Origin of the sequence: Psychrosphaera aestuarii, from assembly GCF_017948405.1 — a bacterium.
GTDB classification, from domain to species: Bacteria; Pseudomonadota; Gammaproteobacteria; order Enterobacterales; family Alteromonadaceae; genus Psychrosphaera; species Psychrosphaera aestuarii.
Map to the genome: position 1 here is coordinate 2,220,134 of NZ_CP072844.1, position 26,195 is coordinate 2,246,328.

The 26,195-nt window shown below is 40.3% G+C and carries 24 protein-coding genes; 5 read left to right on the forward strand and 19 right to left on the reverse strand.

Features of this window, described 5'->3' with window-relative positions; genetic code table 11:
- Positions 1–3: 3 nt before the first annotated feature.
- Genes J9318_RS10100 through J9318_RS10120 form a run of 5 tightly spaced genes read right to left on the reverse strand, consistent with a single transcriptional unit; the run spans position 4 to position 5,280 of the window.
- On the reverse strand, positions 4–855 hold the full coding sequence (locus J9318_RS10100) for an MlaA family lipoprotein (protein WP_210559803.1): 852 nt from the start codon (positions 853–855) through the stop codon (positions 4–6).
- Positions 852–2,177 carry a c-type cytochrome biogenesis protein CcmI gene (ccmI, locus tag J9318_RS10105; RefSeq protein ID WP_210559804.1) on the reverse strand — a complete coding sequence of 442 codons (1,326 nt, stop codon included), beginning with the start codon at positions 2,175–2,177 and terminating at the stop codon, positions 852–854. The genes J9318_RS10100 and ccmI overlap by 4 nt, the downstream gene beginning before the upstream one ends.
- A 3-nt stretch (positions 2,178–2,180) precedes the next feature.
- Positions 2,181–2,753, reverse strand: coding sequence for a cytochrome c-type biogenesis protein (locus J9318_RS10110; protein ID WP_210559805.1), 573 nt, complete (start codon positions 2,751–2,753; stop codon positions 2,181–2,183).
- Positions 2,750–3,349 (reverse strand): DsbE family thiol:disulfide interchange protein, encoded by a 600-nt coding sequence (locus J9318_RS10115; RefSeq protein ID WP_210559806.1) that lies wholly within the window; start codon positions 3,347–3,349, stop codon positions 2,750–2,752. Before J9318_RS10115 ends, J9318_RS10110 begins: the two co-directional genes overlap by 4 nt.
- Before the next feature lie 2 nt (positions 3,350–3,351).
- Positions 3,352–5,280, reverse strand: a complete 1,929-nt coding sequence (locus tag J9318_RS10120; protein ID WP_210559807.1) for a heme lyase CcmF/NrfE family subunit — start codon at positions 5,278–5,280, stop codon at positions 3,352–3,354.
- A gap of 92 nt (positions 5,281–5,372) precedes the next feature.
- Between J9318_RS10120 and J9318_RS10125 the strand changes: the two genes are divergently transcribed.
- The 4 genes from J9318_RS10125 (at position 5,373) to J9318_RS10140 (ending at position 8,796) form a co-directional block, all read left to right on the forward strand.
- Positions 5,373–6,311, forward strand: a complete 939-nt coding sequence (locus tag J9318_RS10125; protein ID WP_210559808.1) for a hypothetical protein — start codon at positions 5,373–5,375, stop codon at positions 6,309–6,311.
- A 26-nt stretch (positions 6,312–6,337) separates the two neighbouring features.
- Positions 6,338–6,607, forward strand: a complete 270-nt coding sequence (locus J9318_RS10130; protein WP_210559809.1) for an EscU/YscU/HrcU family type III secretion system export apparatus switch protein — start codon at positions 6,338–6,340, stop codon at positions 6,605–6,607.
- A gap of 85 nt (positions 6,608–6,692) precedes the next feature.
- On the forward strand, positions 6,693–8,171 hold the full coding sequence (locus J9318_RS10135; RefSeq protein ID WP_210559810.1) for a capsule assembly Wzi family protein: 1,479 nt from the start codon (positions 6,693–6,695) through the stop codon (positions 8,169–8,171).
- 28 nt (positions 8,172–8,199) lie between these two features.
- Positions 8,200–8,796 (forward strand): hypothetical protein, encoded by a 597-nt coding sequence (locus J9318_RS10140; RefSeq protein WP_210559811.1) that lies wholly within the window; start codon positions 8,200–8,202, stop codon positions 8,794–8,796.
- On the opposite strand, the gene J9318_RS10145 is transcribed toward J9318_RS10140, so the two are convergent.
- The 10 genes from J9318_RS10145 to J9318_RS10190 form a co-directional block, all read right to left on the reverse strand.
- Positions 8,774–9,769 (reverse strand): DHH family phosphoesterase, encoded by a 996-nt coding sequence (locus J9318_RS10145; RefSeq protein WP_210559812.1) that lies wholly within the window; start codon positions 9,767–9,769, stop codon positions 8,774–8,776. The two genes, J9318_RS10140 and J9318_RS10145, sit on opposite strands and share 23 nt — an antisense overlap.
- Positions 9,770–9,892: 123 nt before the next feature.
- The gene (locus tag J9318_RS10150) at positions 9,893–11,851 is read right to left on the reverse strand and encodes a polysaccharide biosynthesis protein (protein WP_210559813.1); all 1,959 of its coding nucleotides are present in this window, start codon (positions 11,849–11,851) and stop codon (positions 9,893–9,895) included.
- A gap of 4 nt (positions 11,852–11,855) precedes the next feature.
- Positions 11,856–13,031 (reverse strand): DegT/DnrJ/EryC1/StrS family aminotransferase, encoded by a 1,176-nt coding sequence (locus J9318_RS10155; protein ID WP_210559814.1) that lies wholly within the window; start codon positions 13,029–13,031, stop codon positions 11,856–11,858.
- Positions 13,032–13,646, reverse strand: coding sequence for an acetyltransferase (locus J9318_RS10160; RefSeq protein WP_244731625.1), 615 nt, complete (start codon positions 13,644–13,646; stop codon positions 13,032–13,034).
- An 8-nt stretch (positions 13,647–13,654) separates the two neighbouring features.
- Positions 13,655–14,248, reverse strand: a complete 594-nt coding sequence (locus J9318_RS10165; protein ID WP_210559816.1) for a sugar transferase — start codon at positions 14,246–14,248, stop codon at positions 13,655–13,657.
- Positions 14,232–15,371, reverse strand: coding sequence for a glycosyltransferase family 4 protein (locus J9318_RS10170; protein ID WP_210559817.1), 1,140 nt, complete (start codon positions 15,369–15,371; stop codon positions 14,232–14,234). Before J9318_RS10170 ends, J9318_RS10165 begins: the two co-directional genes overlap by 17 nt.
- Positions 15,372–16,430 carry a hypothetical protein gene (locus J9318_RS10175; protein WP_210559818.1) on the reverse strand — a complete coding sequence of 353 codons (1,059 nt, stop codon included), beginning with the start codon at positions 16,428–16,430 and terminating at the stop codon, positions 15,372–15,374.
- A 5-nt stretch (positions 16,431–16,435) separates the two neighbouring features.
- Positions 16,436–17,596: a glycosyltransferase gene (locus tag J9318_RS10180; RefSeq protein ID WP_210559819.1), complete on the reverse strand. Its 1,161-nt coding sequence runs from the start codon at positions 17,594–17,596 to the stop codon at positions 16,436–16,438.
- Positions 17,584–18,732, reverse strand: coding sequence for an O-antigen polymerase (locus J9318_RS10185; protein WP_210559820.1), 1,149 nt, complete (start codon positions 18,730–18,732; stop codon positions 17,584–17,586). The genes J9318_RS10180 and J9318_RS10185 overlap by 13 nt, the downstream gene beginning before the upstream one ends.
- Entirely contained in the window at positions 18,722–19,939 is a 1,218-nt protein-coding gene (locus J9318_RS10190; RefSeq protein WP_210559821.1) for a polysaccharide biosynthesis protein, read from the reverse strand. The genes J9318_RS10185 and J9318_RS10190 overlap by 11 nt, the downstream gene beginning before the upstream one ends.
- A gap of 269 nt (positions 19,940–20,208) precedes the next feature.
- On the opposite strand from J9318_RS10190, the gene galU reads away from it, so the two are divergent.
- Positions 20,209–21,114: a UTP--glucose-1-phosphate uridylyltransferase GalU gene (gene galU, locus J9318_RS10195; protein ID WP_210559822.1), complete on the forward strand. Its 906-nt coding sequence runs from the start codon at positions 20,209–20,211 to the stop codon at positions 21,112–21,114.
- A gap of 114 nt (positions 21,115–21,228) precedes the next feature.
- Here the strand turns inward: galU and J9318_RS10200 are convergent, their stop codons facing one another.
- The 4 genes from J9318_RS10200 to rfbB form a co-directional block, all read right to left on the reverse strand.
- Entirely contained in the window at positions 21,229–22,953 is a 1,725-nt protein-coding gene (locus tag J9318_RS10200; RefSeq protein ID WP_210559823.1) for an SLC13 family permease, read from the reverse strand.
- Between the two features lie 130 nt (positions 22,954–23,083).
- The gene (wecA, locus tag J9318_RS10205; RefSeq protein WP_210559824.1) at positions 23,084–24,148 is read right to left on the reverse strand and encodes a UDP-N-acetylglucosamine--undecaprenyl-phosphate N-acetylglucosaminephosphotransferase; all 1,065 of its coding nucleotides are present in this window, start codon (positions 24,146–24,148) and stop codon (positions 23,084–23,086) included.
- 85 nt (positions 24,149–24,233) lie between these two features.
- The gene (gene rfbD / locus J9318_RS10210; RefSeq protein ID WP_210559825.1) at positions 24,234–25,091 is read right to left on the reverse strand and encodes a dTDP-4-dehydrorhamnose reductase; all 858 of its coding nucleotides are present in this window, start codon (positions 25,089–25,091) and stop codon (positions 24,234–24,236) included.
- Between the two features lie 15 nt (positions 25,092–25,106).
- The gene (gene rfbB / locus J9318_RS10215; protein ID WP_210559826.1) at positions 25,107–26,171 is read right to left on the reverse strand and encodes a dTDP-glucose 4,6-dehydratase; all 1,065 of its coding nucleotides are present in this window, start codon (positions 26,169–26,171) and stop codon (positions 25,107–25,109) included.
- Between the last annotated feature and the right edge of the window lie 24 nt (positions 26,172–26,195).

Sequence of the window (26,195 nt, forward strand, 5' to 3'; positions counted from 1 at the left end):
CAACTAATCTATCTCGTCCAGTAATGCATCGTCTAACTGAAACTCTTCTTTGATTGGCGGATTACCATCGTAAATTTTGTAGTTCACGTTTTGAAAATAGGCCTCTTTCACGAAGATGTAAGAGTCTGTTGAGTTATTGATCATTTGCTCTTGTTGGATCAAGTCAGCACGAGTGTAAACTGCTTTAATACCCGTCTTCACCAAGTTCCAAGGCCAATCAATTAAATACATCGGGAAAATTTGGCCGTCAACAAAGTCACCTACACCATCTCGAACGGTTGTTGGACCATAACCAGGCAACATCAAAAATGGACCATCGCCTACGTTAGCCGTCACCGCTAATGTTTGGCCAAAATCCTCTTTGTGCTGAACTAAGCCCATATGATTAGCAACATCAAAAAATCCAAGTAAGCCAACGGTCGAATTAATTAAAAAGCGCCCTGTTGCAACGCCTGTCTTTTTAAGTTTTCCCTGCAATAAGCTATTCAATGCGTAACCCGGCTCTTCTAGGTTAGTCACGAAACTACGAACGCTTGTTTGCGCACCTTGAGGTAGAGATGTGTATCCAACCGCTAGTGGTCGAAGTAAATATTTATCAAGTATTTCCCAGTTAAAGTGCCATAAATCACGGTTAATACTCTCTAGCGGGTCTCGCTCATCGGCATAAGTCGGGATCGACGCCGTTAGTGGCGCATCTTCTATTTGCGCATCTACAGGCACAGCCGCTATTTTAGGTGACTCATTGACAGTAGATTGCGCATCTTGCTGGGCTTGGGTGTTAGTCGGTTGTTGTGCACATGCTGTTGTTAGCGCCAATAAGGCTGCTATAAAAAAACCTTTTAAAGAGGTACTCATTTACCTTCCTTTTTAATATTCAGTACTACTGTGTCATCGCTTGGTAACATCAAATTAGCAAGTGTCGCTTCTAAGTCGCCGGTTTGAAGAGGCGCTTCATCATCTATCGACAAACGAGCAAATAGCTCGACGCTAGGCTGGTTTGCTAAGGACATTGACGGCACCATTACATCACTTTCAGTCAACGTAATGTTGAATGTGTTATTTGTAAACATGTCCTTTGTAACAGGAATTTTCTTAACCGCTAAAGGCATAGGCAAACCTGGCTTTTTAGCAAAAACAAACAAAGTCTTAAACTCGTTCAAATTAACACTAGCGGAAATAACAACGTCTATATTGATAGACACATCAATTCGGTTTGCAACGTCAACAGGGGTCGTATCTGCATTGTTTGTATCCACCGCGTTTAACGACAAATAGTCGATTCGTTGCTGAACGGCTTGATATCGATTGTCATTTGGCGACATCACTCGCGAGACCAGCTTAAATCCGGTTAGCGACTCAGTAAACTGCTCGTCTAACATTTGCCCTTCTGCAACGAGTATCAACGCAGTTAGATTTTGTGGATCAAGCGTTAACACATTATTTAACACACGAATTGAGCGCTTATAATCGCCCGGTTCACCGTTTTGCTGCAATGCCGTCGCTAAGCTAACCATATTGCCAATACTGTTTGGATCCATCCGATAAGACTTATCAAACGCATCAATGGCGCCATTTAAATCACCTAACAGTTGCAAATTTCGACCGAGTAACATCCAGCCGATAGCTTTTGGATCATGTTGCAATTTAGTTCGTAAACCTAGCGCAAAATCACGTAAATCCTCATCAGACGGTGTTGCGTTTTGGTCGTTTAATACTTGAGACGTTAACACTGGCATACGCTCTAACGCGGCTTGCCATTGTACTAGCTTATCTTGCTCACCGTAGTAGTGATAAGCAGGAAAAACGACTGCAGCAACAATAACAATCGCTGCAATTAAGTACGTACGCATTAAACCTGCGCTCGACGCCTCTGATGGAACGGAATGTTTATCGCCGGCATCATCGTCGGCAACACCATCACTGGTTTGTTCTAGCTTTAATTCTGCTGTGGCCGTTAATTTAAGTTCAGTTACCGCAGCATCAAACTCCTGTTGGCTAAATTGACCGCGCTGTAACTCGCCTTCAAGTTCAGTTAAGCGACTTTTATACCAGTCAGACTTTAAGCCTTTCGCGCTTTGTGCACGGTTAAACTTCACAAATGGGATCACAACAAACAAACACGCGACCGCAAACATTAAAATAGTTAAGGTCCAAAACATCGAAAAATTTAAACTCATGATTTAACGGTTCTCTTGACGGTCAGAAGATTGATTTGATTTGCTCGCATCATCTAACAATTGTTCTAATTCAGCATCAATTGCACTTTTATTGACTGCAGATACGTTGTTCGACGTCTCACTGGCAGAATGCAGATCAGTTGAAGAATGACGATAATTTTCATCGGCGTCGTTTTGTGTCATCCCTTCGTTTTGTGTACGACGTAATAACACCACAACACCAAATAAAATAAATGCAGCAGGCACCAACCACAGCATACTGGTTGCCAGCGTCATTGGCGGTTGATAGTGGGCAAATTGGCCATAACGGTCCACCATATAACCTATCACTTCATCTTTAGTGTAACCTTGATCGAGCAATTCTTTGGTTTTTACTCGCATATCACGAGCAATCACGGCATTACTATCAGCAATATTCTGGTTTTGGCATTTAGGACAACGTAATTCGACAATCAGCTCCTGATATTGCGCTTTTTGAACATCATCTTTAAACACAATCGTTTCTTCAGCATGTGCATTCAAACTAGCACCAAGTAACAAAACAAACGCCATAGCTGCGCTAATTACTTTAATCATAGTGACACCTCGTTCCAAGCTGGCGCTATTTTATCTCGCCAAACACGCTCGTTTATATCCCCCATGTGATGCAGAACAATCACACCATTGGCATCAATAACAAAAGATTCAGGCGCACCACTTATACCTAAATTTAACGACAAGCTGCGATCCAAATCTAAAATATTAAACTCGTACGGATTACCTAACTGGCCCACCATGTTAGTTACATCTCGACGAATTTCGTTTACATCGGCAAACTCACCAAACGCAGGAGCATGATTTTGATCGTAATAAACACCAACGATGCGGACACCGTATTCTTGACGTAACTTGGTTAAATAAGGCAACTCGTATTTACAAGTTGTACACCAGGTACCCCAAACATTAATAATCATCGGCTTACCAATGACACTCTGGCGAGTATGAATTAAGGATTCATCGTACAAGTCTGGTAACGAAAACTCAGGCATAGGTCGATTAATTAAGGCCGACTCACGCTCATTAGGATCGCTAAATAAGCCTTTTAATAAAAACACACATAGCACTGCAAAAATGGCCAAAGGTAAAAACGCGAGCTTGTTTTTAAACAAACCGGAAGACTGCTTATCCGACATGATTATGCTCCTTTTACTTTGCCGCGATAACGACGATCAAACAAAGTTAAAAAGCCGCCAAGCGCCACTAGAATACCGCCAAGCCATAACCAGCGAACGTAAGGTTTTACATGAATACGAATTGCCCACGCATCATCTGGTAATAACTCACCTAACGACACATACAAATCGCGAGTAAAGCCATCATCAATCGCTGCCTCTGTCATAGTATTGCGTTGCACCGGATAATAACGTTTCTCGGCCAACAAATTTGCCTCTAAATAATTACCTTTGTATACCGACATATCCGCGGCCCACCCTTCGTAATTTGGGCCAATCACGTCGGTAATTGCATTAAACTTATAGGTATAACCCATCAACTCAGCTGAATCACCTGGCCACAACTTCACGTCTTTTTCTTGCGTGTATTGTGACGTTAAACCAGCACCCGCAATTACAAAGGCAATACCAATATGACCTAGCGACATCGCATAATGACTAAGCGGAACATTACCAAAACCAAGTTTTAAGCGAGTATTGTTATATTCAACAAGCGTAAACATGACAATCCACAAACCTAAAACGGCGCCCAACCAGCCATAAAATAGCACTTCACCAAATTCTGCATATAACCAAACCGCAGACAACAACATAGCAATTAGCGCGATGACGATAGGCTGCTTAACAAATTTATTAAGCTTGTCTTGTTTCCAACGCACCAGCGGCGCAATACCAAGAAGTAACGCAAATGGCACAGTTATATAGGTAAACATTTGGTTAAAGAATGGCGCACCAATCGAAATAGAACCTAAACCAATTTCTTTGTGAACCAAAGGCAGTAACGTTCCAAGCAGAACAATAATTGTAGCGGCCACTAAAAAGATATTGTTCGCCCACAACATAGTCTCACGAGAGAAAGCAGAAAAGCGTCCAACACTTTTAATTGAGCCCGAACGAACAGCGTACAGAGTTAAACTGCCACCAATCACCAAGGCTAATAAAATAAGAATAAACACACCACGCGATGGGTCGGTCGCAAAAGCGTGAACCGATACGATAACGCCCGAACGCACCAAAAACGTACCCAATAAACTCAAAGAAAAACCAGCGATAGCTAAAAATACCGTCCAACTTTTAAAAGCATTACGCTTTTCAGATACCGCTAAACTATGCAGCAACGCGGTGGCAACTAACCAAGGCATAAAAGAAGCGTTTTCTACTGGATCCCAGAACCACCAGCCGCCCCAGCCTAATTCTGAATAAGCCCACCAGCTACCAATTGTGATGCCTAACGTTAAAAAGGCCCACGCAGCAGCCGTCCACGGGCGCGACCATTTAGCCCAAGTAGAATCTAATTTTCCACTTAACAAAGCCGCAATAGCAAAAGCAAAACTTATAGATAAGCCAACATAACCCATATATAGCAAAGGTGGATGAATGATCATACCCACGTCTTGCAGTAACGGATTTAAGTCGCGGCCATCAACAGGAAAGTAAGGTAAAGTGCGCTCAAACGGATTTGAAGCAGTGATAATGTAAGCGTAAAAACCGACGCATATCCATCCTAGTACCATTAGAACTCGTGTTCGCATTTCCGCCGGTAACGTTTTAGACTTTAATACAACGGCAAAAGCCCAACCGGACTGCATCACCAGCCACAACAAAAATGAGCCTTCGTGACTGCCAAAACTGGCAGCAAACTTATATTGAACAGGAAGTAAGGAATTAGAGTTTTGCGCGACATTTAATACGCTAAAGTCGTCGGTTAAAAAGGCAAATACCAAACAACCAAAAGAGAATAACGTAAAGGCAAACAAGCCAATTGTTAAGTTGGGCGCTAACTGCATCAATTTTAGATTATTTGTTCTTAAGCCAATCGCAGGAAAGATTGACAGCAACAAACTAAATGCAAACGCAATAAATAGAGCAAAATTACCAAGTTCAGGGATCATACTTCTTCTTATCCAAAATTTAAGCGGCAAAATTGTAACATAGCGAAAACAGCTTGCCTATTTACCAAGGGCGCTCTAGCATTGTTTTTATTATGGAATCTAAAACTTTTCCGATTGTCTCGACACAGGCAAACGCCAACAGCAATTCAAGCACTAGTCAGCAAGCTTCGGTGCTGTTTACCTATTTGGTCCAACACTTACAATCTAAATCGAATCAGACGACACAGCAAGCCTTTGTTATTCCTAGCGATCTTAAAGCATCGTTAAGTCAATGGCTTAGTCTAAAGCCGCAACCCAATGTTGATACCATGCCAGCCGCAATCAAAAACTGGTTAGTGACATCGCTTAATAAATTCCAAAACCAACAAGGGCTAACAACACTTACGGCCTCTCAGTGGTTGCCACTCATTAGCAAAATGCAATTGTTGTCAGGAACCATTAACAATGCAAACCACACCGTACCCGACGCATTACGCCTATCCTGGCTAATTGGTTCATCTAGCCTTGCAAGTAAAAGCAGCGCAATTCAACAGTCTGGACAAGCCATGATTGGTGGATTGTTAAAGTTACTAATCCCTATAGCCATGCAAGATAAAGCCAGCCTCATTATAAGAGAACTGCCCGGTAGCGACACTTCTAGAAATGCCCAGAGCGAACAAACCTCAGTAAATCCTCTCCACCAGGAGGATAAACATGCAAAACAACAAAAAGTCTCGGAAAAACAGCATGAGCAACAATCTAATAACAAAGTGCAACACGGCATTTCACAAACTTTACGTTTTACTCTTACCTTTGACCTTGATCAGCAAGGAATACTTTCAATCGACGTTGACTTAAATGAGCTCAATTTAACCTCGGTTTGTCATTGCAGCCATCCATCACTCGTTACTAGTGTTGACAAGCACTGGCCATTATTAGCGAGTCGACTTGAAATGTTTGGTTTCAAAATAGAAAACAGTGTGCAATTAGATGAGCAGCTTACTGAAACGCAAAACAGTAGCAGCCACCGACTGATTGATATAAAAGTTTAACCAATTAACAATTAAAAGGAGGGAACATGGAAAATGAATTAGGTGCCTTATCGTTATTATACGATGGTAAAAATGCACCGAACGTCGCAATTAAAGGCTATCATCATTTAGCCGAACAAATTATCGCAAACGCAAAACAAAACGATTTGCTCGTTCACCAAGACCCTGAACTTTTTAAACGCCTTGAACACTTACAAGCTGGCCAGTCTATTCCACCTAATCTTTATGTGGTCATCGCCGAATTGATCGCCTTTAGTTACGTCTTACGCGGTAAGTTTCCAGAAAGTTGGAAATAAGCCTTTTTTCACTGCACTCGCTCGTTTAGAATACAAAACAACTGCTCAATGAAGAGCCCGTATTTTGCCAGGAATTTTCAATACTATGACGCGAAACTTGTTACGTGCAGCCTCTGCCTTTATCGCTTTCTCTAGTTTTGCCACGACAGCCGCAAGCGTGTCGGGCTACACTCCTTTAAATCAAGACCCTTTGCTCGAATCTCATATCGATCGCATTATGATAGCCGCAGAACGTGGCACAGTAAAAAAGCCCCTAGCAATAAACTCGCTAAAGCCGGCTTATCATAAAGTCTGTAATGTACAACAGCGACGCGCCCCAGCAGTACTTCGAGCATGTTTAGAAGTCAAAAAATACCTAAAAAAGGTCGACAGTGGCCGTTATATTAATCATGCAAGTATCGATTTAAAACTACGCAAAAGCTCAGATCTCTATGAGATGCAGCCGGCTATGACGTTAGCAAATCGTCGCGGTGAATCCTTTGACTCAAGCTGGTCAGTTCAAGGCCAAATGGTGTTAAATTTTGGCGAATACCTGGCATTTAGTGGTGGCGTTAAAGGATGGCAAGGCGAAACCAACTTAGAAGATACTTATATTTCAATTGGTGTACCCCAAGCTCAACTCGATATCGGCTACAAACCACATTGGTTATCACCATTTAAGCAGTCAGCAATGTTATTAAGCACTCATGCCCCTAGCTTTGCCAATATCTCACTTGCCAACAATGTCCCACTTACTAGCTGGAACATTAATTACGAATTGTTTGCAGGTCAGCTTTCAAATTCCGATAAAATTAGATTTGAAGGCCAATACACCAGTGGCAAGCCACTTATTACAGGCATGCACTTATCCATAGCACCTTTTGATGGTTTTACGCTTGCGGTAAATCGCGTTTTACAATCTGGCGGTGATCAGCGCGGTACTCCTAGCATTAGTGAAATTATTGATGCTTTTTTAGACCCTAGCGGTGCCGACAATACAAGCGATGACTTAAGCATTGACGAACAGTTTGGCAATCAAGCAGCTTCGATTGTTTCACGCTTTGACTTTAACGCCGCCGTGCCCTTCTCTATTTATTTAGAGTATGCCGGCGAAGATACGAGCCGAGGGACTAATTACCGCCTTGGCAATACCTCACTGTCGGCCGGACTCGTCATCCCATTTGTGTTTAACAGCCTGTCGTTAAATTATGAGTACAGTCAATGGCAAAATGCCTGGTATGGTCACCATGTGTATGTAGATGGGCTGCAAAACGAAGGTAGCCTCATTGGCCACTTTGCCGCGGAACAAAGACGCCGTTTAAGCTCAATTGCTGGTGAAAGTGTTGGCGCAACGCACCATAATCTTACTTTAGGCTGGCAAGTTTCACCTTCAAATCGTTTTGAATTCAATTATAACCAGACAAAAAATGAGCCTCTGGCCAGTTATGACTACGTCACTGGACGCCAATTTGAAGTAAACTGGTTTGGTGTAATAGATGATTGGGACACGCGTATCATACTATTTACCGGAAAAAATACTCTGGCAGAAAAACACTCTGGCCTAACTCTATCAGTTGCGTGGTAAATCAATGCGCTTATCTACAGGAATAAAAATGAATAATAGTCATCCGTTTCGCCGCTTTGCAATTTTACTGGCGTTAAGTTCATTTGCCTTTGTCACAAATAGTCATGCTATTGATCTTAGTAAAGTAAATACTATAAACGGTCGTATTGACTTTGGTTTTAGTGTGCTTAAAACCAAGGTGCTTGAAGATCACAGTAATGCACCCGACAGCTACGGCGATGCAACTACTTCACCTCTAGTTGGTTTTGCACTCAACAAACGAGTTGGCGAGCAATCCCTGTTAGGAACAAAAATTGAGTTTCAACATGTAGACGGTAGCTTGTTAACGGCATTTAGAGCAATTGATTATCGCTATATCATTGATGGGCAATGGCAAGTCGGTGCTTATATTGGTGCCGCACGTTACGACTTCCGATCACCCGCATACGGATACACTCTTGGTTTTGGTGCGTTTTATCAACCTACACACTGGCAAAACTGGTCGCTAGGAACTGAAGTGCAATTTATGGACAAGATGGCACGCGATAAAATCCATCCAGATGATATTCCTGCTAATGCAGAAACTGGGCCTGACACTTTCACTAATATGGCAGGTCTAAGTTTTACCCTTTCATATCATTTTTAAGTGTGCTCTCTGAGTAATACTGCTCAACGGCGTCAATAAGCTCGTATACACGAGCTTTTGATAGCTTATTAATGCCTCCGGCAGCCGCTCTGCCCCCACCAGTCTCAAACTGAGCACAAATATCACCGGCCCCTTTTTTGCGATTTCGTGGCGCTCTTAAACTCACAAGATAATGCTCGGCATCAAGGGTAGTTAAAATTATATGCGCGCGAGTCGGAAACTCATTGGCAAGCTCATTGCCATAAGAGCCACTGATGCGCCTGCTTGGCCCGTTATTTTCAAGCAATAAGCAATAACAATTTGACGACTGATGAAGTATTTCCGCTTTTGATGCGCGCCGATAATCCTCTTCATACAAATCTTTTAACCTGTGATAGGGAGAGTCGGCGTCTGCAATACATTCAAAGGGGCAGTTGTATGACAGCAATAGTTCAAACAATACAGCTGGATGATAGGCAAGCTCATCGGTGTTGGCGCCATAACCATTGTAATTAATCAAAGTACCAAGCTCTTCTAGCAATTCTTTTTGCTGCTTGTTCAGGCCCGCGTCCGAGGCTAACTCATTCGCCACTTGTGTTAAGTTATCACCATAAGCCGCTGTTATAGCCCAGTTATGAAACTTTCCTTCAAGTAAGTCATCGATAATAAGCGCGGTGCACTTTCGAGCCGACTGCTCGATATGTGTGGTTAAATTAGCTGTATTTGGAATGGGCCCAGGCTTGTGGTGGTCAATGTACAACACCTTAGCCTCAGTTTTAAGCAAAGCAACAAGCGCTTCTTTGTTTTTACGAAGTGAGATATCTAAAATAGTTATCTGAGAATTCGGGTTTACAGCGTCTAACGGGATGTTTTTTACTAGGCTAATGTCACGCTTAATTCCGGTAATTAATTGCGCCGGCCTAGGCTCATGCAAACGTAATTGCAATAACGAAATAATACCGTCGGCATCGCCATTAAATACATCAAAGTTCATATTGCGCCCAAATCACATTATTCAAACCGTTGCATCACACCTATAAATCGTTAATTTTAGTAAACATAACAACTATAAACTTGAGCTATATTTTTTGCATGGCAAAGCTCTATTATTTCGTTGTTATGACGCTTGAGTGTAGTTTGCCGATGGCAATGTGTCATAATACGACTCTGCTATCGCTCGTTCTAATTCTCTATTACTTTCACGCCAGACTAAATCACAAATATCGTCTTTTGGTCTAAAAGCCGTTGGTGCTTCCAACAGAATATGACGCAACATAATTTGATCGCTGTTCAAACATGCTTCTTTTAACTTATTAATTAATATTTCCAACTCCGACCAAGGCAACATCACTTCTTGCGCGGTTAAAATTCGTTTGTGCTCGGTTCCTGAAACATTATCGCCAATGAGCAATTCTTCATAGAGCTTTTCACCCGGCCTTAGACCTGTGCATTTAATTTCAATATCACCATTTGGGTTTTTAAAGTCTTTTACCTCTAAGCCACTAAAACGAATCATCTTTTTAGCTAGATCGACAATTTTAACCGAGTCGCCCATATCCAAAACAAATACATCGCCACCGACAGCCATCGCTCCCGCTTGAATAACTAACTGCGATGCTTCAGGAATCGTCATAAAATATCGAGTAATATCCATATGAGTAATGGTCACTGGGCCACCATTGCGTATTTGTTGTCTAAACAACGGGACTACCGAGCCCGATGAGCCTAATACGTTTCCAAAACGCACCATACAAAACACAGTGCTTGACTGGTCATGAGCAAGAGCTTGTAAAACTAGTTCAGCCATTCGCTTACTCGCACCCATTACATTGGTTGGGCGTACCGCTTTATCAGTAGATATTAATACAAAGTTTTGCACCTTGTAGGTGATGGCCGCAGAAGCAAGATTTAACGTACCAAATACATTATTTCTTATACCTTCCGTGACATTGTGCTCAACAATAGGAACATGTTTATATGCAGCAGCATGATATATCGTGTCCACAGTGAACGTCGACAAAATGGAGTCCACTCTATCTTTATCCTGCACACTGCCAATAAGCGATATGATTTCAACCTCAGGCAATCCCAAACCTTTTAATTCTTTGTCGATTTCGTACAAAGAAAACTCATTTAACTCAAACAACAATAACTTTTCTGGTTTTTGACTTATGATTTGTCTACATAATTCAGAGCCTATTGAGCCGCCTGCTCCTGACACCAATACTACTTTTTTATATATATTTTTCGACATCAAGTCTTGCTGAGGTGCGACTGGATCTCGGCCCAACAAATCTTCAATATCAACATCTTTGAATTCATTCAAACTGGCTTTGCCGGCGATAATGTCAGACATCGGAGGAACCGTTTTTATTTCTACCGGCAGTGACTCTAATTGCGACAACACTTCCCTTCTATAGCTTCTATCTACACTCGGAAGCGCTAATAAAATAACCTTGGCACTATAGGCTTCAATAACCTCATCAATTTCGCTAGGCTTGTATACTTTTATTCCTTGAATAAAGTTATTCTGCTTTGATACATCGTCATCCAAATAAGCACAGACAGCATAGGTAGGATCATTTTCTAAAGATAGGGCTAACTGCCTTCCTGCAGAACCAGCTCCATAAACAATAACAGAGGTTTTATTGTCAACATTTCGCCGAGTTACTACCGACTTAACTAGCATTCTCGATCCACCCACAAGCAATAAACATAAAATAACGTAAATGAATGGAACTGTTCTAGGTACCCCAACTTTCGACAAAAACTCTATCGTCACTAAGGTAGCAAATGATAAAAAACAGCCTGTTAAAATCGCCCACATAGCTTGCACATTTACGTATCGCAAAATAGCTCGGTACAAGCCAAGTTTAGTAAAAATAATTAGGCTAACTGGTAATAAAATCGAAAAGACCAACCACATTTCAATATCATAAATAGTATCAAAATGCTCAAGACGCGTTGCAAAAGCGCCAAAAAATGCGAGGAATATAAACAAAGCGTCAAGGAAAACAGTGATCAGTCGTTTAATGGTTCTGGTGGAATTAAATATATTGCTCCAAAACGAATCCATTATCTTACCCCTGAGCCAATGAAAATATAGTCTCTATCACGGCACAAGTTTGTTCCATTTCTTGATTCGTTAATGTCGGGTGCACTAAAAACATCAAGGACGTTTGACCTAATTCAACGGCCCCCTTCAGTCTAGTCGGTGGCGCAAAAGGAGTGTTTTCAAACGCCTTTTCTAAATAAACTTCAGAACAACTTCCTTGATAGCACGGTACTCCCTTTGCGACTATCTCGTCGACAATTCTGTCTCGAGACCAACCTTCTGCGAGTCGCTCAGGATTAACAAACAAATAATGTTTATAAGCGCCATGAGTGATATATTCTGGAACATCAACGACACGAACTAATGGAAATTTTGCAGCGACTTTATTAATTTTTATTGCATTTTCATTTCTAGCCTTGGTCCACGTCGGCATTCTGCTCAGTTGAATTCTGCCAATAGCAGCCTGCATTTCAGTCATCCGCCAGTTTGTTCCAAAGCTTTCATGAAACCATCTAAAACCAGCAGGGTGAGACTTATTAAAGACGGCATCGTAACTTTTACCGTGATCTTTATAACTCCACATTTTAGACCACAGAGCTTTGTCATTCGTAGTCACCATTCCACCTTCACCACCAGTAGACATTATTTTATCTTGGCAAAATGACCACGCACCTATATGTCCTATTGAACCAACTGGCCGATTTTTATAAACAGCACCGTGCGCCTGTGCACAATCTTCAATGACATAAAATCCGTGCTTTTCACTTAAAGCCATAATGTCATCCATTTCAGCTGGCATTCCCGCTAAATGCACAACAATAACTGCTTTGGTATTTTTAGTGAGAACCGCTTCTATCGACTTCGCTGTAATAGCTTGAGAATTAAGGTCAACATCTGCAAATACTGGTGCAGCGCCGACACTTACAATACTACTTGCTGAGGCTATAAAGGTGCGGGGAGTAGTAATTACTTCATCACCCGGCAGAATATTGAGCGCTTTGAGGGCTAAGTCTAATGCAAGTGTGCCATTAGCAACGGCCACTGCATAATTTGTTTGACAATATTGGGCAAATTCTAGTTCAAAAGCTTTAATTTCTGAGCCTGTCCAATAATTAACTTTGTTTGATAATAATACGTTTTGAACCGCAGTCGCCTCTTCAGCCGTAAAACTTGGCCATGGCGAAAAATTCGTATTTAACATTTAAGAGTCTACAGCCTTTATTATTTTTGTTGGTGTGCCGTATGCAATAACATAATTCGGTACATTCGATACTACAGTAGAGCCCGCTCCTATGACAACAGACTCTCCTATCTCAATTAGCTGCTTTGTAACAGAACCAATCCCTATCCAAGACTTACTACCAATCCTTGTACCACCACCCAAAGCAACATTAGGACTAATATGACAAAATTTTCCTAAATTACAATCATGTTCTATTACAGAATTAGAGTTTATTATGCACCCGGCACCAATTTTAGAAAAACTGTTTATTATTGCACCAGGAAAGACAACCGTGCCATGGTCTATTTGCGCATAACGACTCACAACAGCCGATGGATGTATTAGTGAGGTCGATATTAATCCATGCGTCTGAAGAACAGCCTGTTTTGCTGCTCTTATCGTATTATCTCCTATTGCTACAAAAGCGCAGTCAAATTGATTTTTTACCCTAATAAGATCGGCGGTATTGCCGTTAACAGTCCAATGCTCAATCCCTTTCATTTCTGGATATCTATCATCAAAAAAGGTTACCTGGAAACCACATGATTCCGCGATATCTGCAACAACTTTACCGTGACCACTAGCGCCTAACACTGCAACCCTCACTTTATATTACCTCTGAAAGGTAAAATAGTAGCGTGGCCTTCAGCACTAATCCCGTCTCTGATCAGCACCTTTTTTACTGTTAAAAATAGTATTTTTATATCTAACCAAAAGCTCTGGTTGTCGACGTACCAAACATCAAGAGCAAACTTTGTTTCCCAATCAATCGCATTTCGCCCATTAACTTGCGCCCAACCAGTTATACCCGGTTTAACATCATGCCGACGAGCTTGTTGTTCACTATACAAAGGTAAATACTCAACAAGCAAAGGCCTTGGTCCAACTAAGCTCATATTGCCATTCAACACATTAAACAGACCTGGCAACTCATCTAAACTTGTCGAACGCAGAAAGCGACCAAACTTTGTTAATCGCTCTTCATCGGCCTTTAAGTTACCAAGTGCATCCGTTTCGTCAGTCATAGAGCGAAACTTAACCATTTTAAATACTTTGCCATGAAGCCCTGGACGACTTTGTGTAAATAAAATTGGAGAACCAAGCTTAAAACGAATTAATAGGGCCAGAACCAACAATAAAGGCATAGTTACAATTAGTACACTACATGCACAAACAACATCAAATACCCTTTTCATTGCACACCTCGTGATTTATAAGAGATTGATAAAAGTTGATTTGGCAAGCCGTTAACACATCTGGATTAAAAAGATGTTCAACACGCTCTCTTCCAGCCTTGCCATGACGCTCTTTTAAGCCGGAATTGGAATAGTAAGACCAAACCGCTCTCACCGCTGCGTCTATTTTTTGGTATTTCACAAGAGTCGCACTTTCGCCATCGGCAACCGCATCTTCTAAACCAGGAATTTGATAACACACAACTGGGATTTCTAACGCATTTGCTTCGGCAGCAACCAAACCAAAACCTTCCCGCTTTGAAAGTAACACCAATACATCAAAACTCGCTATATACTCATTTACATTACTAACATACCCAATGTGGACAATATTAGGTATGTCATTAAGGTTATTGTATTTAGCATCTTCTATTGGGCCAACAATCAAGCCAGTAAAAACGTCCGCTTGACTATTTAAGATGCTTAGCAATTCTAAAAAGTCGTCAATTCCCTTGTCTACACATACCCTACCGGCATAACCAACAATAAATCGTTGTGCTGGCGCGTCGTTAGCAACAGGCCATATAGGTTTTACCTTGCTAACGTTATATTTTTCTGTGGTATCTACACCACAAATGGAGCCATGCGCTAGGGTCGAAATCTTCGAGCTTTGACAATAACCATGATCGACAACCCACTTTTGAAGACTCGCACTCACACACAAAATATGGGTTGAAAGTTTAAACGGTAACCGTTCTACAAAGCTCACCACAGACTTTTTTTCTAGGCCAGCTTCCATAGCAACTAAGCCATGCAAATGATAAATAATGGCTTTTACCTTACATAAGCGCGCAGCAAAACACCCCAACAATGATGCTTTTGGTGTGTGAGTATGTACGATATCGGGTTTAATCTTTTTGATTAAGCGAATAAGCTTAAATAAAGACTTAATGTCTTTTGATAAACTAATTTCCCGTTTAAACCCCATATCATGAACCGTAACTCCTCTTGGAAGTGCACGGCGAACAGTTGCAGTATTAACCGCTAAATGCACGTCGATACCACTTTTTACAAAAGCGTTAAACTGGCCTTCTAAAAAACTTTCAACACTTAACGCTGAGGTTACTACAACCAACACTTTCATTTATGACGTAGCCACCTTAGAAACAACCGTCTTTATAGCCGAACTATAATTTAAGGCATTATCATTTTTAACAACCTTAATAAAATCCGCTTTTTCCATAAGTTGACTCAAAAGTGCCTGCTCTGTATTTAGAGCCGACTGAATATTCGCCTCTGGATTAAAGTACTCATAAGCTATAATGGCAGGTGCTCTCATGTAGTTAAATTCGTATCTATCTAAGTTTAAACACATATTAAAAGCCGTTTGGGCGTCGATATCAGCAACACTGTCAGAGCCTCGCTCTAATATAAAGATTCCCTTAACATCAGCAACTTGTGCTATTTTAGCCTCATCAACATACTTAGTAATTGGTTCTATCTTGCCAAACCCAAACAGCTCAATAACCGCAACCTTTTCGGTAAGCCAATTCAGAAAACGGCTAAATTTGCTATTATCGACATCACTGTAATACCTAAAAGTACTAGTCCAAGGTACTGCGTGACTTTGCGTACCATCGGTTACCGCTAAATCTTCAGCTACAAAACGATAGCCATCTTCCATACAGAGCTTCATGCTCGATAACGTTTTACCCGTATTTGGTGGAGCAAATATTAAATAAGAACCTGTTTCATCGGCGATGCCAGAACAGTGAAGCGGAGCCAATTTATTATGCAGAAGTTTTAAATTAACTATGTCTGTTAAAATATACCCTACCGAATGAACATTCATAAAACGATGAGTCACGAACCTAAGGTAGTCTTTATTTACTTTGATTTTTATCTCATTTGTTTCCAATCCAGAAAGTTCATATTGAAGTTTTCTACCAAAGAAAAAGTTACGATTATAAAATATTTTCCCAGCCTTTTTATTACCCGAAAAATAGTGAAACTTACCTGTTTCTTCATCACTTGGTGGGGTTTCCCACAAACGACCACCGACTACTTCTATCTCTATTTTAATTAGTGCGTTATCAAACTTCTCACTCGTAGATTGTGGCATGCATAGTCCATAAGACCATTTAAAGTCTTTCAGATTGGTTTTAACCGCAAGAATGTTGTCAATAGGTACAAAATAATTCATTTAGCTCATTGCCCTTCTATAGTTCTGTAAAATTCATTTCGCCTTTTTTGTAGGAGGCTGTTTTTATATTTTTGTGCATGTTCAAAATTTAATTGGGACTGTTCATTTCTCAGTGGGTACTGCTCTAATACTGTTAATAGGCGGCTTGCCAAATCATCCACATTATCTGGCGGGGCAATAAGTTTGTTCGTTATTAACTCTGCTACTCCACCAACATCAGTGCCTACACAACACATTGAACTTGCCATGGCTTCGATCATGGCTCTTGGTAAGCCTTCCTGTCGTGAAGCCAATACAAATACATCAGATGTTTTGTGCCATGTCTTTATTTCGTTAAAATCACAAAAACCAACAAAATTAACTGCATTACTCAGCCCAAGCTCATTAGCTAACCCTTTAACCTCTTCTAGCTTTATCCCTGCGCCAACCCAAACTAAATTAACGTCTAGACCTTTCTCTCTTACTTTTTTTAACGCATGTAATAATACATCTGGACCTTTGTAATAATGCTCTAAACTTCCAACGCTTAATATTTGATAAGAGTTTTTGTTTGCCGATTCAGGTTCTCGTAAAAAGTAGTCCGTATCCAACAACGCTAAACTTGAATAATTGGTGGAAAAGGTCCCTCTCTTAGGAGGGTAAGTTTTTTGTAGACTATGCTCAGTAACAAAAGAACTTGCGTAGGCGCCTTTAACTTCCCATTTCATTTTAACCTTCAACAACCAGGCAATCATTTTAGAACTAACTGTTCGTCCTGCCACAGCATCGTAAGGGTCGCCAACAACCTCTACAGAGTACTTGTTAAAAATCATTGGAATTACTGCGGTTAATGACAAAGGTAGCCGAAACACTAACGTCGCATTTTGTTTTTTTATTCGCCTAGAGAGTGACCACCCTTTTTTCACCATCTTAAGGATATTGCGAACAAAACCACCTATGCCTCGATAGTTGCACAAATGTTCAAAAGTTACGCCTTCACAATCCGCTTTTTTATATTCTGAGCTGACTTCACTCACTTCAGCCACTCTTGAAACTACCACCACTTTATCGAACTCTGATAAATAACGTTGCCAGAAAAAGGCATCCGCTTTTGAACGGGTGTAATATTCACCATTTGGCAGTACGACAAACCTGGCATCATGAAAAACAAAAATTACCTTTCCCAACTAATTTTCCTTATTATAAAACGGCCATAGGTAATGCTATAAAAGAAAAACCAAGCTAAAACACCATATACAATGCCTTTAAGCATCATGTTGAAGTCGCCACGAATTGCGTAAATTGCAATGTATGACGCGTAGACAGAAATAAATAACGCTAAAGAGTCTCCTGCTATCGCTCTTAACCAGAAGACTCTAAACAAACTTCCCACACAAAAGAAAAAAGCAAACACCCCAATGTAACCAAAGTTCATGAATGCCTCAGCTTCTATTGAAAAACCAAATGCACCCGGTCGTACGTTCGCCCCATACATTTCGGTAAACCAAATTGTTAATCGGCCTATAGTTTCAAATTGCTTTAGCTGGACAAGTGATAAAACAGAATCTACGTATGTTACTCCATAGTAAAAATCAAAATAACCAACCTCTATCCACCTCAACACGTTAGTTACAATCATAAGGTTACTACCTTGGCTTAAAATGGCTTTTAAGGCTTCCAGCACACTGTCACCCTCTAGATTAGCTCTCAGTAAACTCAGTGCGGTAAATAATATCGAACAAACGAGCAATAATAGACCTAACTTGGTTAAGCTTATTTTTCGATAAAGGGAATAAGTCAAAATACATGGGATAATAATGAGAACAAAGTCGCGTTCGCCAATTAACAAGCAATACCAAGTGAATGCCATAAAAATAACAGCATCATACTTAGTAAAGGATCTTTTAATCGATAGGCGAATACACACCAATAAAGGAGCTATATACATAACGATGTAATGTAGCGCCCCTATTTTATCTAAAATGTCAGACTTTTTTGATGCACCACCAATTTTCATCATTAAATTTAAGTAGGCTAAACCCAATACTAAACTCAATGCGATAAGAACAAGCTGAACATGCCATTTACTTCGGCTAGATTCACCGACTAAAATTTTGCTCGGTCGACTTTGCACAATTTTACTAACAAACAAACCTAGTAAAGCAATACAAAATACGGTGACGGCGTCAGCTATATAGGTTTCTTTAATGCCTGAATATATTCCAAAACCAAGGTAGTAAGCTAAAACAGGTCCTAACGTAAAATAGATATAAAACAATATATAAAACATTAGTGGTGAAATAAGCCGGTTGTTATTTGTCACTCCGGCCTCCCAATAATAGGATGTAAGCTCCAAATACTCCTTTTAAAGCAAAAATAATCAGTAGCAACAAACTTGCGCTAAAGAATGCCTGCCCATTTGGTAAAAATAGACATGCCAACAAACCTATACCTAGTATTAAAATGGTTGTTCGAGCTAATATCTTTTCTCGTTTTAACATAATATTTAATGCATTTAACAAGTGAGAATAAAAATTTAACGCAAAAGCAACATTAATAATTAACCATTCAAAAAAATAAGATTGCGCATTTATATTAAATACAAAAGAAACAAGCTGAATTGAAACAAAAGAAAAGCATATGACTGCCAGGGACACTGCAGATATTAATAAGACTAGTTTTTTAATATCTGCGTTACCTAAGTGAGAAATAGTGGGCGTTAAATTTTGAGCGACGCTAATCTTAATTTTACCCCATTGATAATTTACTAAATTAATCACTAACATATTAACAAAAGACATAGCTTGAAAAAAAATCGTAAAAAAAGCTAACTGTTCAATAGTCGAAAATGTCATTAAGTAATATTTAGGCAAATTAGCCAACACAGCCGTAAAAAGCGCAATAAAGACTAGATGGGAAGAACGTTTAAAAACATACCGGCCCAATACCTTATGTTGTGTTTCACTGTTACATAACTGCAATGGCCGCAAAACACTAAAGTAATGAATGAATAAAATAAGGCTACCAAATGCAAACAACAACGATAGTTCTAAATCGGACAGCATTACTAACAACGAAATTAAAACGTAAACAGAAAACTTAAAGGCATTCAATTTATCAATAGCGTGAGTTAGATTTTGATTTTGATACTTGCCTAACTCAAGCTCGTGGTGAGACTCAATAAACTTAAATAAACATAAGGCAACAAGAAGCGGAATTGAAACATTGACGGAAAATTTGGTTATTAAATAGGTAGCAACAACTAAAAAAGTTAAAAACAAAGCCGAATGAAAAATAAAACGCATTTTTAACACGTTATCAAATGCGCTAGCGACGTTTACTTCCGACGCCAATAATTGTTTAAAACCAAACAGCCCCAACACATTGAGTGGCACGCATATGGCTAATATATAGGAGTATTCTCCAATTTCTTGTAAGCCACGAAACTGTGCGATCACCACAATAAGGAATACTTGTGCCAATGCAACTAAGATACCGCTCGCTCCAAGGCTTTTTATTCTTTTTATCAATGGAGTCTCTAAACTACTTTGTACTGCTATTTTTTATAGTTTCTATACTATATTTATAACGAGTAACTTACACCTATAAACTGCAATAAAATACAAATAATTTCTAAGTCGGGTTAGTCATAATTATTTCATGAACTCCTTCCGATATATTGCTATAGTGTGAATGCTAACCATACGTCGTAGTGAAGAACTAACTTCAGCGACTTACACATAAGCATTAGCATAAACAAAAGATTTTCATTGAATCAAAGGACACATAGGAGTTTTCAATGAGTACAAATGCAAAAACATTATCAAAAGTTAAAAAGGCCATTATTCCCGTTGCTGGACTTGGCACTCGCATGTTACCGGCATCAAAAGCCATTCCAAAAGAAATGCTGCCGATTGCAGACAAACCTATTATTCAATATGTTGTTAACGAGATCATTGCTGCCGGCATTAAAGAAATTATCTTAGTTACGCACTCTTCAAAAAACAGCATAGAAAACCATTTTGATAAAAGCTTTGAGCTTGAGTCTATTTTGGAAAAACGCGTAAAACGTCAGTTATTAGACGAAGTACAGGCTATTTGCCCAAAAGACGTTACCATAATGCACGTTCGTCAAGGCGAAGCTAAAGGTTTAGGCCACGCCATTGCTTGTGCGCGACCATTGGTAGGTAATCACCCATTTGCCGTTGTATTGCCCGATGTAATGATCAACGATTACGACTCAAACTTAAAACAAGACAACTTAGCCGACATGATCAAGCTTTATGACGAGAGTAGAGCGAGTCAAATCATGGTGGATGCAGTGCCAAATGAAGACGTGAATAAATACGGTATTGCTGATGTAGACGGCGTTAAAATAAAAGCCGGCGAATCAAAAGCCATGGTAGGCATGGTTGAAAAGCCTGATGTCGATGACGCACCGTCAAACCTAGCTGTTGTTGGCCGTTATGTTTTATCTGCAGAAATCTGGGATATTCTTGAGAAAACGCCAGTCGGCGCAGGCGATGAAATTCAGCTCACCGATGCCATCGCTACGTTAATGGACTGGGAACAAGTCAATGCTTATGTATTAAAAGGCAGCTACCATGACTGTGGTGACAAACTTGGTTACATGAAAGCGTTTGTAGAATACAGCAAGCGTCATCCGGTATTAGGCGAAGCCTTTAGTGAGTACTTAAGTCAATAACAATGAACTAGGCCAGAGAGCAAACTAAATATCAGTGAGCTCTTCTATCGCTGAGTGCCACACAAAACGCTGCACCGTCATACGGTTATTAACGCAGCGTTTTTTTATGCCTGACTAAAATGGAAACACCAGAGGTATCACGGTTAGCGCAGTAACAGCATAAGTGAGCGACACCGGCCAGCCAAACCGAATAAAGTCTTTTAACTCATAACTGCCCGCATTAAAAATCATTAAGTTAGTTTGATAACCGTAAGGGCTAATAAAACTGCCACTAGCACCAAAAGCCACCGCCATTACAAAGGGCATGACATTCACATTTAAACCAAGCGCAACAGAATACGCCAAGGGCAACATAAGCGCAGCTGCGGCATTATTGGTAATTAGCTCTGTCATTAAAACTGTTAGAATAAAGATGCCAACAAAGGCCCACCACACGCTGTAATCGCTTAACGTTTCTTGTATCCAGTTGGCAAACATTAAACTGGCGCCGACGTTATCCAACGACGAGGCAATCGTTAACGCGCCCACTACAACGAGCCATAACTCCAGCGGAAAGCGTTGTTTAATTTGATGGATACCTAAACTGCCAATCGCGGTAAGCAAAGCAAGATAAAATACAAAACACTTAAGCAAGCTAATCGAAAAGATCACCGAAATACTGATGCTACCAATAAAGCCCCAAAGCGCCGTTTTTTCGCGCCAGCCAGACAAGGCATTATCAACGCGCTTACCTTTTAACAAAAAGAAGTTTTTCATAAAGCTATGACGGCCTTCAATATCACCCTCAACGGCCAGCACCAAAAAATCCCCAGGCTTAATACGAATGTTGCTTAGCTTGCCCGACAGTCGACCACCTTGACGTCTAATTGCTACCACGCCGGCATTAAATCGAGAGCTAAAACCCGACGACTTTAACGTTTTGCCAATCAACGAACTCGATGGGCGAACCATCACCTCGGCGAGTTTACGACTGATCTCCCCTTCTGAGTCAGCGTACATGCTCAAACCGTCAAACTGCTGCAATACCGACACCTTTTTAACATCACCAGAAAAAATAAGTCGGTCGCCACCTTTAATTACTTCATCTTGCTCCACTGGCGATATCACGAGTCCGTAACGAACGATTTCTACAAGCTCTAGCTGGTCTAAATTTAATAAGCCGCTGTCTTCCATACTGGTATCGATTAAGGTTGAAGCCTCTTGCACCACCGCCTCAACTAAATAGCCTTCACTACTATCGCTGGTTTCTAATTCACCTTTTAAACGCGGAATCTGAATTAGTATGACAATTAAGCAACAAAACGACACGGCAAGACCAATATATAAAAAATCAAAAAAGGCAAAACCAGGATGGCCTTTTTCAATCAACATAGAGTCAACAATCAAATTGGTTGAGGTGCCGACTAAGGTCATAGTGCCGCCAAGAATGGCCGCATAAGAAAGAGGAAGCAGCAGTTTATTAGGAGGAATGATTTTGTTAGATTTGATAGGGTTAATCAGTGTTGCAACCACAGCGGTATTATTTAAAAACGCCGACGAAAACAAAGTGGTAGTGAGTGTTTTAATATAAGTGAGTGAGGAAACTCGGCTCAATAAAAGTTGAGACAAGCGGCGCAAATAACTCGTTTGCTCCAAAACAGAAGCACAAATAATTAATAAAATGAGGGTCATTAAGCCGTTATTAACAGCATTAGAAAGGACATTTTCGGTAGAAACAAAGCCACACAAATAGCAGGCTAAAATGGCGACACCAAAAACACGCTCCGGCACTTGCTGATATCGAATGAGGCCACCAATGGTAGCCACCAATATAACAACTGGACCAAACGGCTCGAGCACTAGATACTACCTTGTTGATTATTTATACTAAATCAACTGTAGAGTAAAAGTGCTCTTTTTAAAACAAAAAAACGAAACCTAAGTTTCGTTTTTTTGTTTTTTAGCTTTCACTATGTCAATAGTTTAGCTATTACGATGGTTCGTTTGCCGGTGTTTGCTGGTGCATCTTTTTCAGTGCCTTTTGTAGCACATAGTCGTAACCTAAAAACACCAGGATGAAGGAATAGAACATTACGTATTCAGGAACCTCAAATACCTCGCCCAAAATACCAACGGCTGCAAAACACGACGCAACAAAGCAAATAGCTATTAGCGTTTGAATAGAGCTTAGTCCCATTTTTTCAAAGATGTGATGTAAATGCTCACGGTCTGGTTTAAATGGCGATCGGCCTTTGCGTAAACGACGTATCATAATAGACGTCATATCCATTAGCGGTATCGCGATTAACCACAAACAAGTTACCGAACGTAAGTGCGCTTCCTCAGTACCAATTTGGCTTGCGCTTAACAATAACCAAATTACTGTAAAACCAATCATCATGCTACCGGCATCGCCCATAAACACCTTACGCTCTTTGCCGACCAAGCCTAAGTTCATCAATATGTAAGGCACCATGGATACAACAAATAACAAACAAATGTACACTTTATTGTCTTGACCATACATGGCCATAATAATGGCAAAACCCGAGAAGGTTACAATAGACAAACCACCGAGCAAGCCGTCGATACCATCAACCATATTAAAAGCATTAATAGCACCCACAACCGCTAAAACAGTTAACGGTATACCAAAATAAGCAATGGATATATTGCCGCCGCCAAACATGTCACCTAACTCAGAAATTTGTATCCCTGAGTAGTTTATCATCAACAAAGAAACGCCTATTTGGATAACAATGCGAATCTTAAAGCTCACGTCAAACTTATCATCTAACGCGCCAACTAAAGTTAACAGCGCAATCGACAACATATATACGGTATTGTTTTCAGGGAAAATAGGATTTAAGTACAAATAGTGGATAACGGTAAAACAAATAGCAACGCCACCCACCAAAGGGACCTCGCCAACGTGAGTTTTACGGCCATTTGCTTTATCAACAAGACCTACTCTGTAGGCTACTTTTCGCAAAATAAATAATAATGCAAATGATATGCAAAATACAAAAACCAAATCTATGGCTAATTTTTCCATAACTAAAATTTAAATTCCTTATTGCAAGCTCTCTCATTATCGCTTGCAAACTAACTAGAACCGCGTTCAATAATAATGTATTCGATTATAACAAGGCTTTTAGCATTTGCGCCAAGTTTAATTGCCAATGTTTGGCTTGATAAACGTGACTGCTACTTAAATGATCCAATAAACTAAACTTTGGTCGTTTGGCTGGCGTCGGATAATCTTCTGTAGCTATCGGTGAGATCGGTATGCGTTTGCTTAATAATCCTTGTTCCAACGCTTCACTTTGAATAGCTATTGCAAAGTCATACCAGCTCGCAACACCTAAGTCTGACCAATTATAGATAGATTCAACTTTATTTTCTGACGATAGCACCCACAAGAACTCCGCTAACCCCCTCGCATAAGTAGGGCAACCAATTTGGTCTGCAACTACGCTTAGTTGCTCTTTTTCTTCCATTAACCGTAACATGGTTTTAACAAAGTTATTACCGTGTGAAGAATACACCCATGACGTACGAACTACTACCGTATTGTGCCTATACTCATCGAATGCAGCCTGTTCGCCAGCTAACTTTGAAGCACCATAAACACTGACAGGGTTAGTCATATCCGTTGTTTTGTAGGCTTGGTTATGCTCGCCATCAAATACAAAGTCTGTTGATATATGAATAAATCGCGCTTGTTTGTTTTTGGCAACAACAGCCAAGTTCCTAACCGCTTGTTCATTGATAAGAAAAGCGTTTTCTTTATCAGTTTCAGCTTTGTCGACAGCTGTATAAGCGGACGCATTGATAATTACGTCTACCTCATGCTCAGCTAGTGCATTAGTGAGATCAGATAAATCTGTAATATCAACATCCTGACTGCCTAATACCAATATATTTGTGTTTTTAGGAACTGTCTGTTGCAGTTCCCAAGCAACTTGACCGTTACGGCCAATTATTACTGCATTCATTTTTTAACTCTTAATTTATTCGCTGCCTAGTCGCTCACGCTGATAACTGCCATCTTGCACGTTTTTACACCAAACTTGATTATCCAAGTACCACTGTACCGTTTTACGAATACCAGACTCGAAAGTTTCTTCAGGGTGCCAACCTAACTCTTTATTGATTTTTGACGCGTCTATTGCGTAGCGAACGTCATGACCTGGACGATCCTTAACGTAGGTAATTAACTCTTCAAAGCTTTCAACACCGGCCGGCTTATCGGCTACCAGTTCATTTAAAATACTGCAAATAGTTCGCACTACTTCAATATTTTGCTTCTCATTAAAACCGCCTATGTTGTAAGTTTCACCTAAGGCTCCGTCGCTAACGACTTTATATAAAGCCCGAGCGTGATCTTCAACAAACAACCAATCACGAACCTGCTTGCCGTCACCGTAAATAGGTAGAGCCTTGCCCTCAAGAGCATTTAAAATCACTAAAGGAATTAGTTTTTCCGGGAAGTGGTATGGGCCATAATTATTTGAACAGTTAGTAACAACAATCGGTAAGTTATAAGTTCTTCCCCATGCACGCACTAAATGATCAGATGCTGCCTTGCTCGCAGAATATGGAGAGCTAGGTTCATATGACGTTTCTTCGGTAAACAAACCAGTTTCACCTAAATCGCCATAAACTTCGTCTGTCGATATATGATGAAATCTAAATCTGGCTTTTTGTTCATCATCCATTTTTGAATAATAAATACGCGATGCTTCTAAAAGTGCATAAGTTCCAACTATATTAGTTTCAATGAATTCACCTGGTCCATCAATTGAACGATCAACGTGGCTCTCTGCCGCCAAATGCATAATAAAATCAGGTTGGTATTGCTTGAACGTCGCTTCTACCAGCGCCTTGTCACATATATCACCTTTTACAAAGTGGTAACGAGGCGACTGCTCTACAGAAACAAGCGACTCTAAGTTACCGGCATAGGTCAACTTATCAAAATTGATAACTGTATGAGTTGTTTCGTTAATTAAATAACGAACTAAAGCGGAGCCTATAAAGCCTGCACCACCCGTAATAAAAATTGTTTTGTTCATAATGTGTTATTCTTTTATATACAT

Coding starts and splice junctions, on each gene's coding strand:
- J9318_RS10100 (WP_210559803.1), bottom strand. CDS start 855: ATGAGTACCTCTTTAAAAGGTTTTTTTATAGCAGCCTTATTGGCGCTA.
- ccmI (WP_210559804.1), bottom strand. CDS start 2,177: ATGAGTTTAAATTTTTCGATGTTTTGGACCTTAACTATTTTAATGTTT.
- J9318_RS10110 (WP_210559805.1), bottom strand. CDS start 2,753: ATGATTAAAGTAATTAGCGCAGCTATGGCGTTTGTTTTGTTACTTGGT.
- J9318_RS10115 (WP_210559806.1), bottom strand. CDS start 3,349: ATGTCGGATAAGCAGTCTTCCGGTTTGTTTAAAAACAAGCTCGCGTTT.
- J9318_RS10120 (WP_210559807.1), bottom strand. CDS start 5,280: ATGATCCCTGAACTTGGTAATTTTGCTCTATTTATTGCGTTTGCATTT.
- J9318_RS10125 (WP_210559808.1), top strand. CDS start 5,373: ATGGAATCTAAAACTTTTCCGATTGTCTCGACACAGGCAAACGCCAAC.
- J9318_RS10130 (WP_210559809.1), top strand. CDS start 6,338: ATGGAAAATGAATTAGGTGCCTTATCGTTATTATACGATGGTAAAAAT.
- J9318_RS10135 (WP_210559810.1), top strand. CDS start 6,693: ATGACGCGAAACTTGTTACGTGCAGCCTCTGCCTTTATCGCTTTCTCT.
- J9318_RS10140 (WP_210559811.1), top strand. CDS start 8,200: ATGAATAATAGTCATCCGTTTCGCCGCTTTGCAATTTTACTGGCGTTA.
- J9318_RS10145 (WP_210559812.1), bottom strand. CDS start 9,769: ATGAACTTTGATGTATTTAATGGCGATGCCGACGGTATTATTTCGTTA.
- J9318_RS10150 (WP_210559813.1), bottom strand. CDS start 11,851: ATGGATTCGTTTTGGAGCAATATATTTAATTCCACCAGAACCATTAAA.
- J9318_RS10155 (WP_210559814.1), bottom strand. CDS start 13,031: ATGTTAAATACGAATTTTTCGCCATGGCCAAGTTTTACGGCTGAAGAG.
- J9318_RS10165 (WP_210559816.1), bottom strand. CDS start 14,248: ATGAAAAGGGTATTTGATGTTGTTTGTGCATGTAGTGTACTAATTGTA.
- J9318_RS10170 (WP_210559817.1), bottom strand. CDS start 15,371: ATGAAAGTGTTGGTTGTAGTAACCTCAGCGTTAAGTGTTGAAAGTTTT.
- J9318_RS10175 (WP_210559818.1), bottom strand. CDS start 16,430: ATGAATTATTTTGTACCTATTGACAACATTCTTGCGGTTAAAACCAAT.
- galU (WP_210559822.1), top strand. CDS start 20,209: ATGAGTACAAATGCAAAAACATTATCAAAAGTTAAAAAGGCCATTATT.
- wecA (WP_210559824.1), bottom strand. CDS start 24,148: ATGGAAAAATTAGCCATAGATTTGGTTTTTGTATTTTGCATATCATTT.
- rfbD (WP_210559825.1), bottom strand. CDS start 25,091: ATGAATGCAGTAATAATTGGCCGTAACGGTCAAGTTGCTTGGGAACTG.
- rfbB (WP_210559826.1), bottom strand. CDS start 26,171: ATGAACAAAACAATTTTTATTACGGGTGGTGCAGGCTTTATAGGCTCC.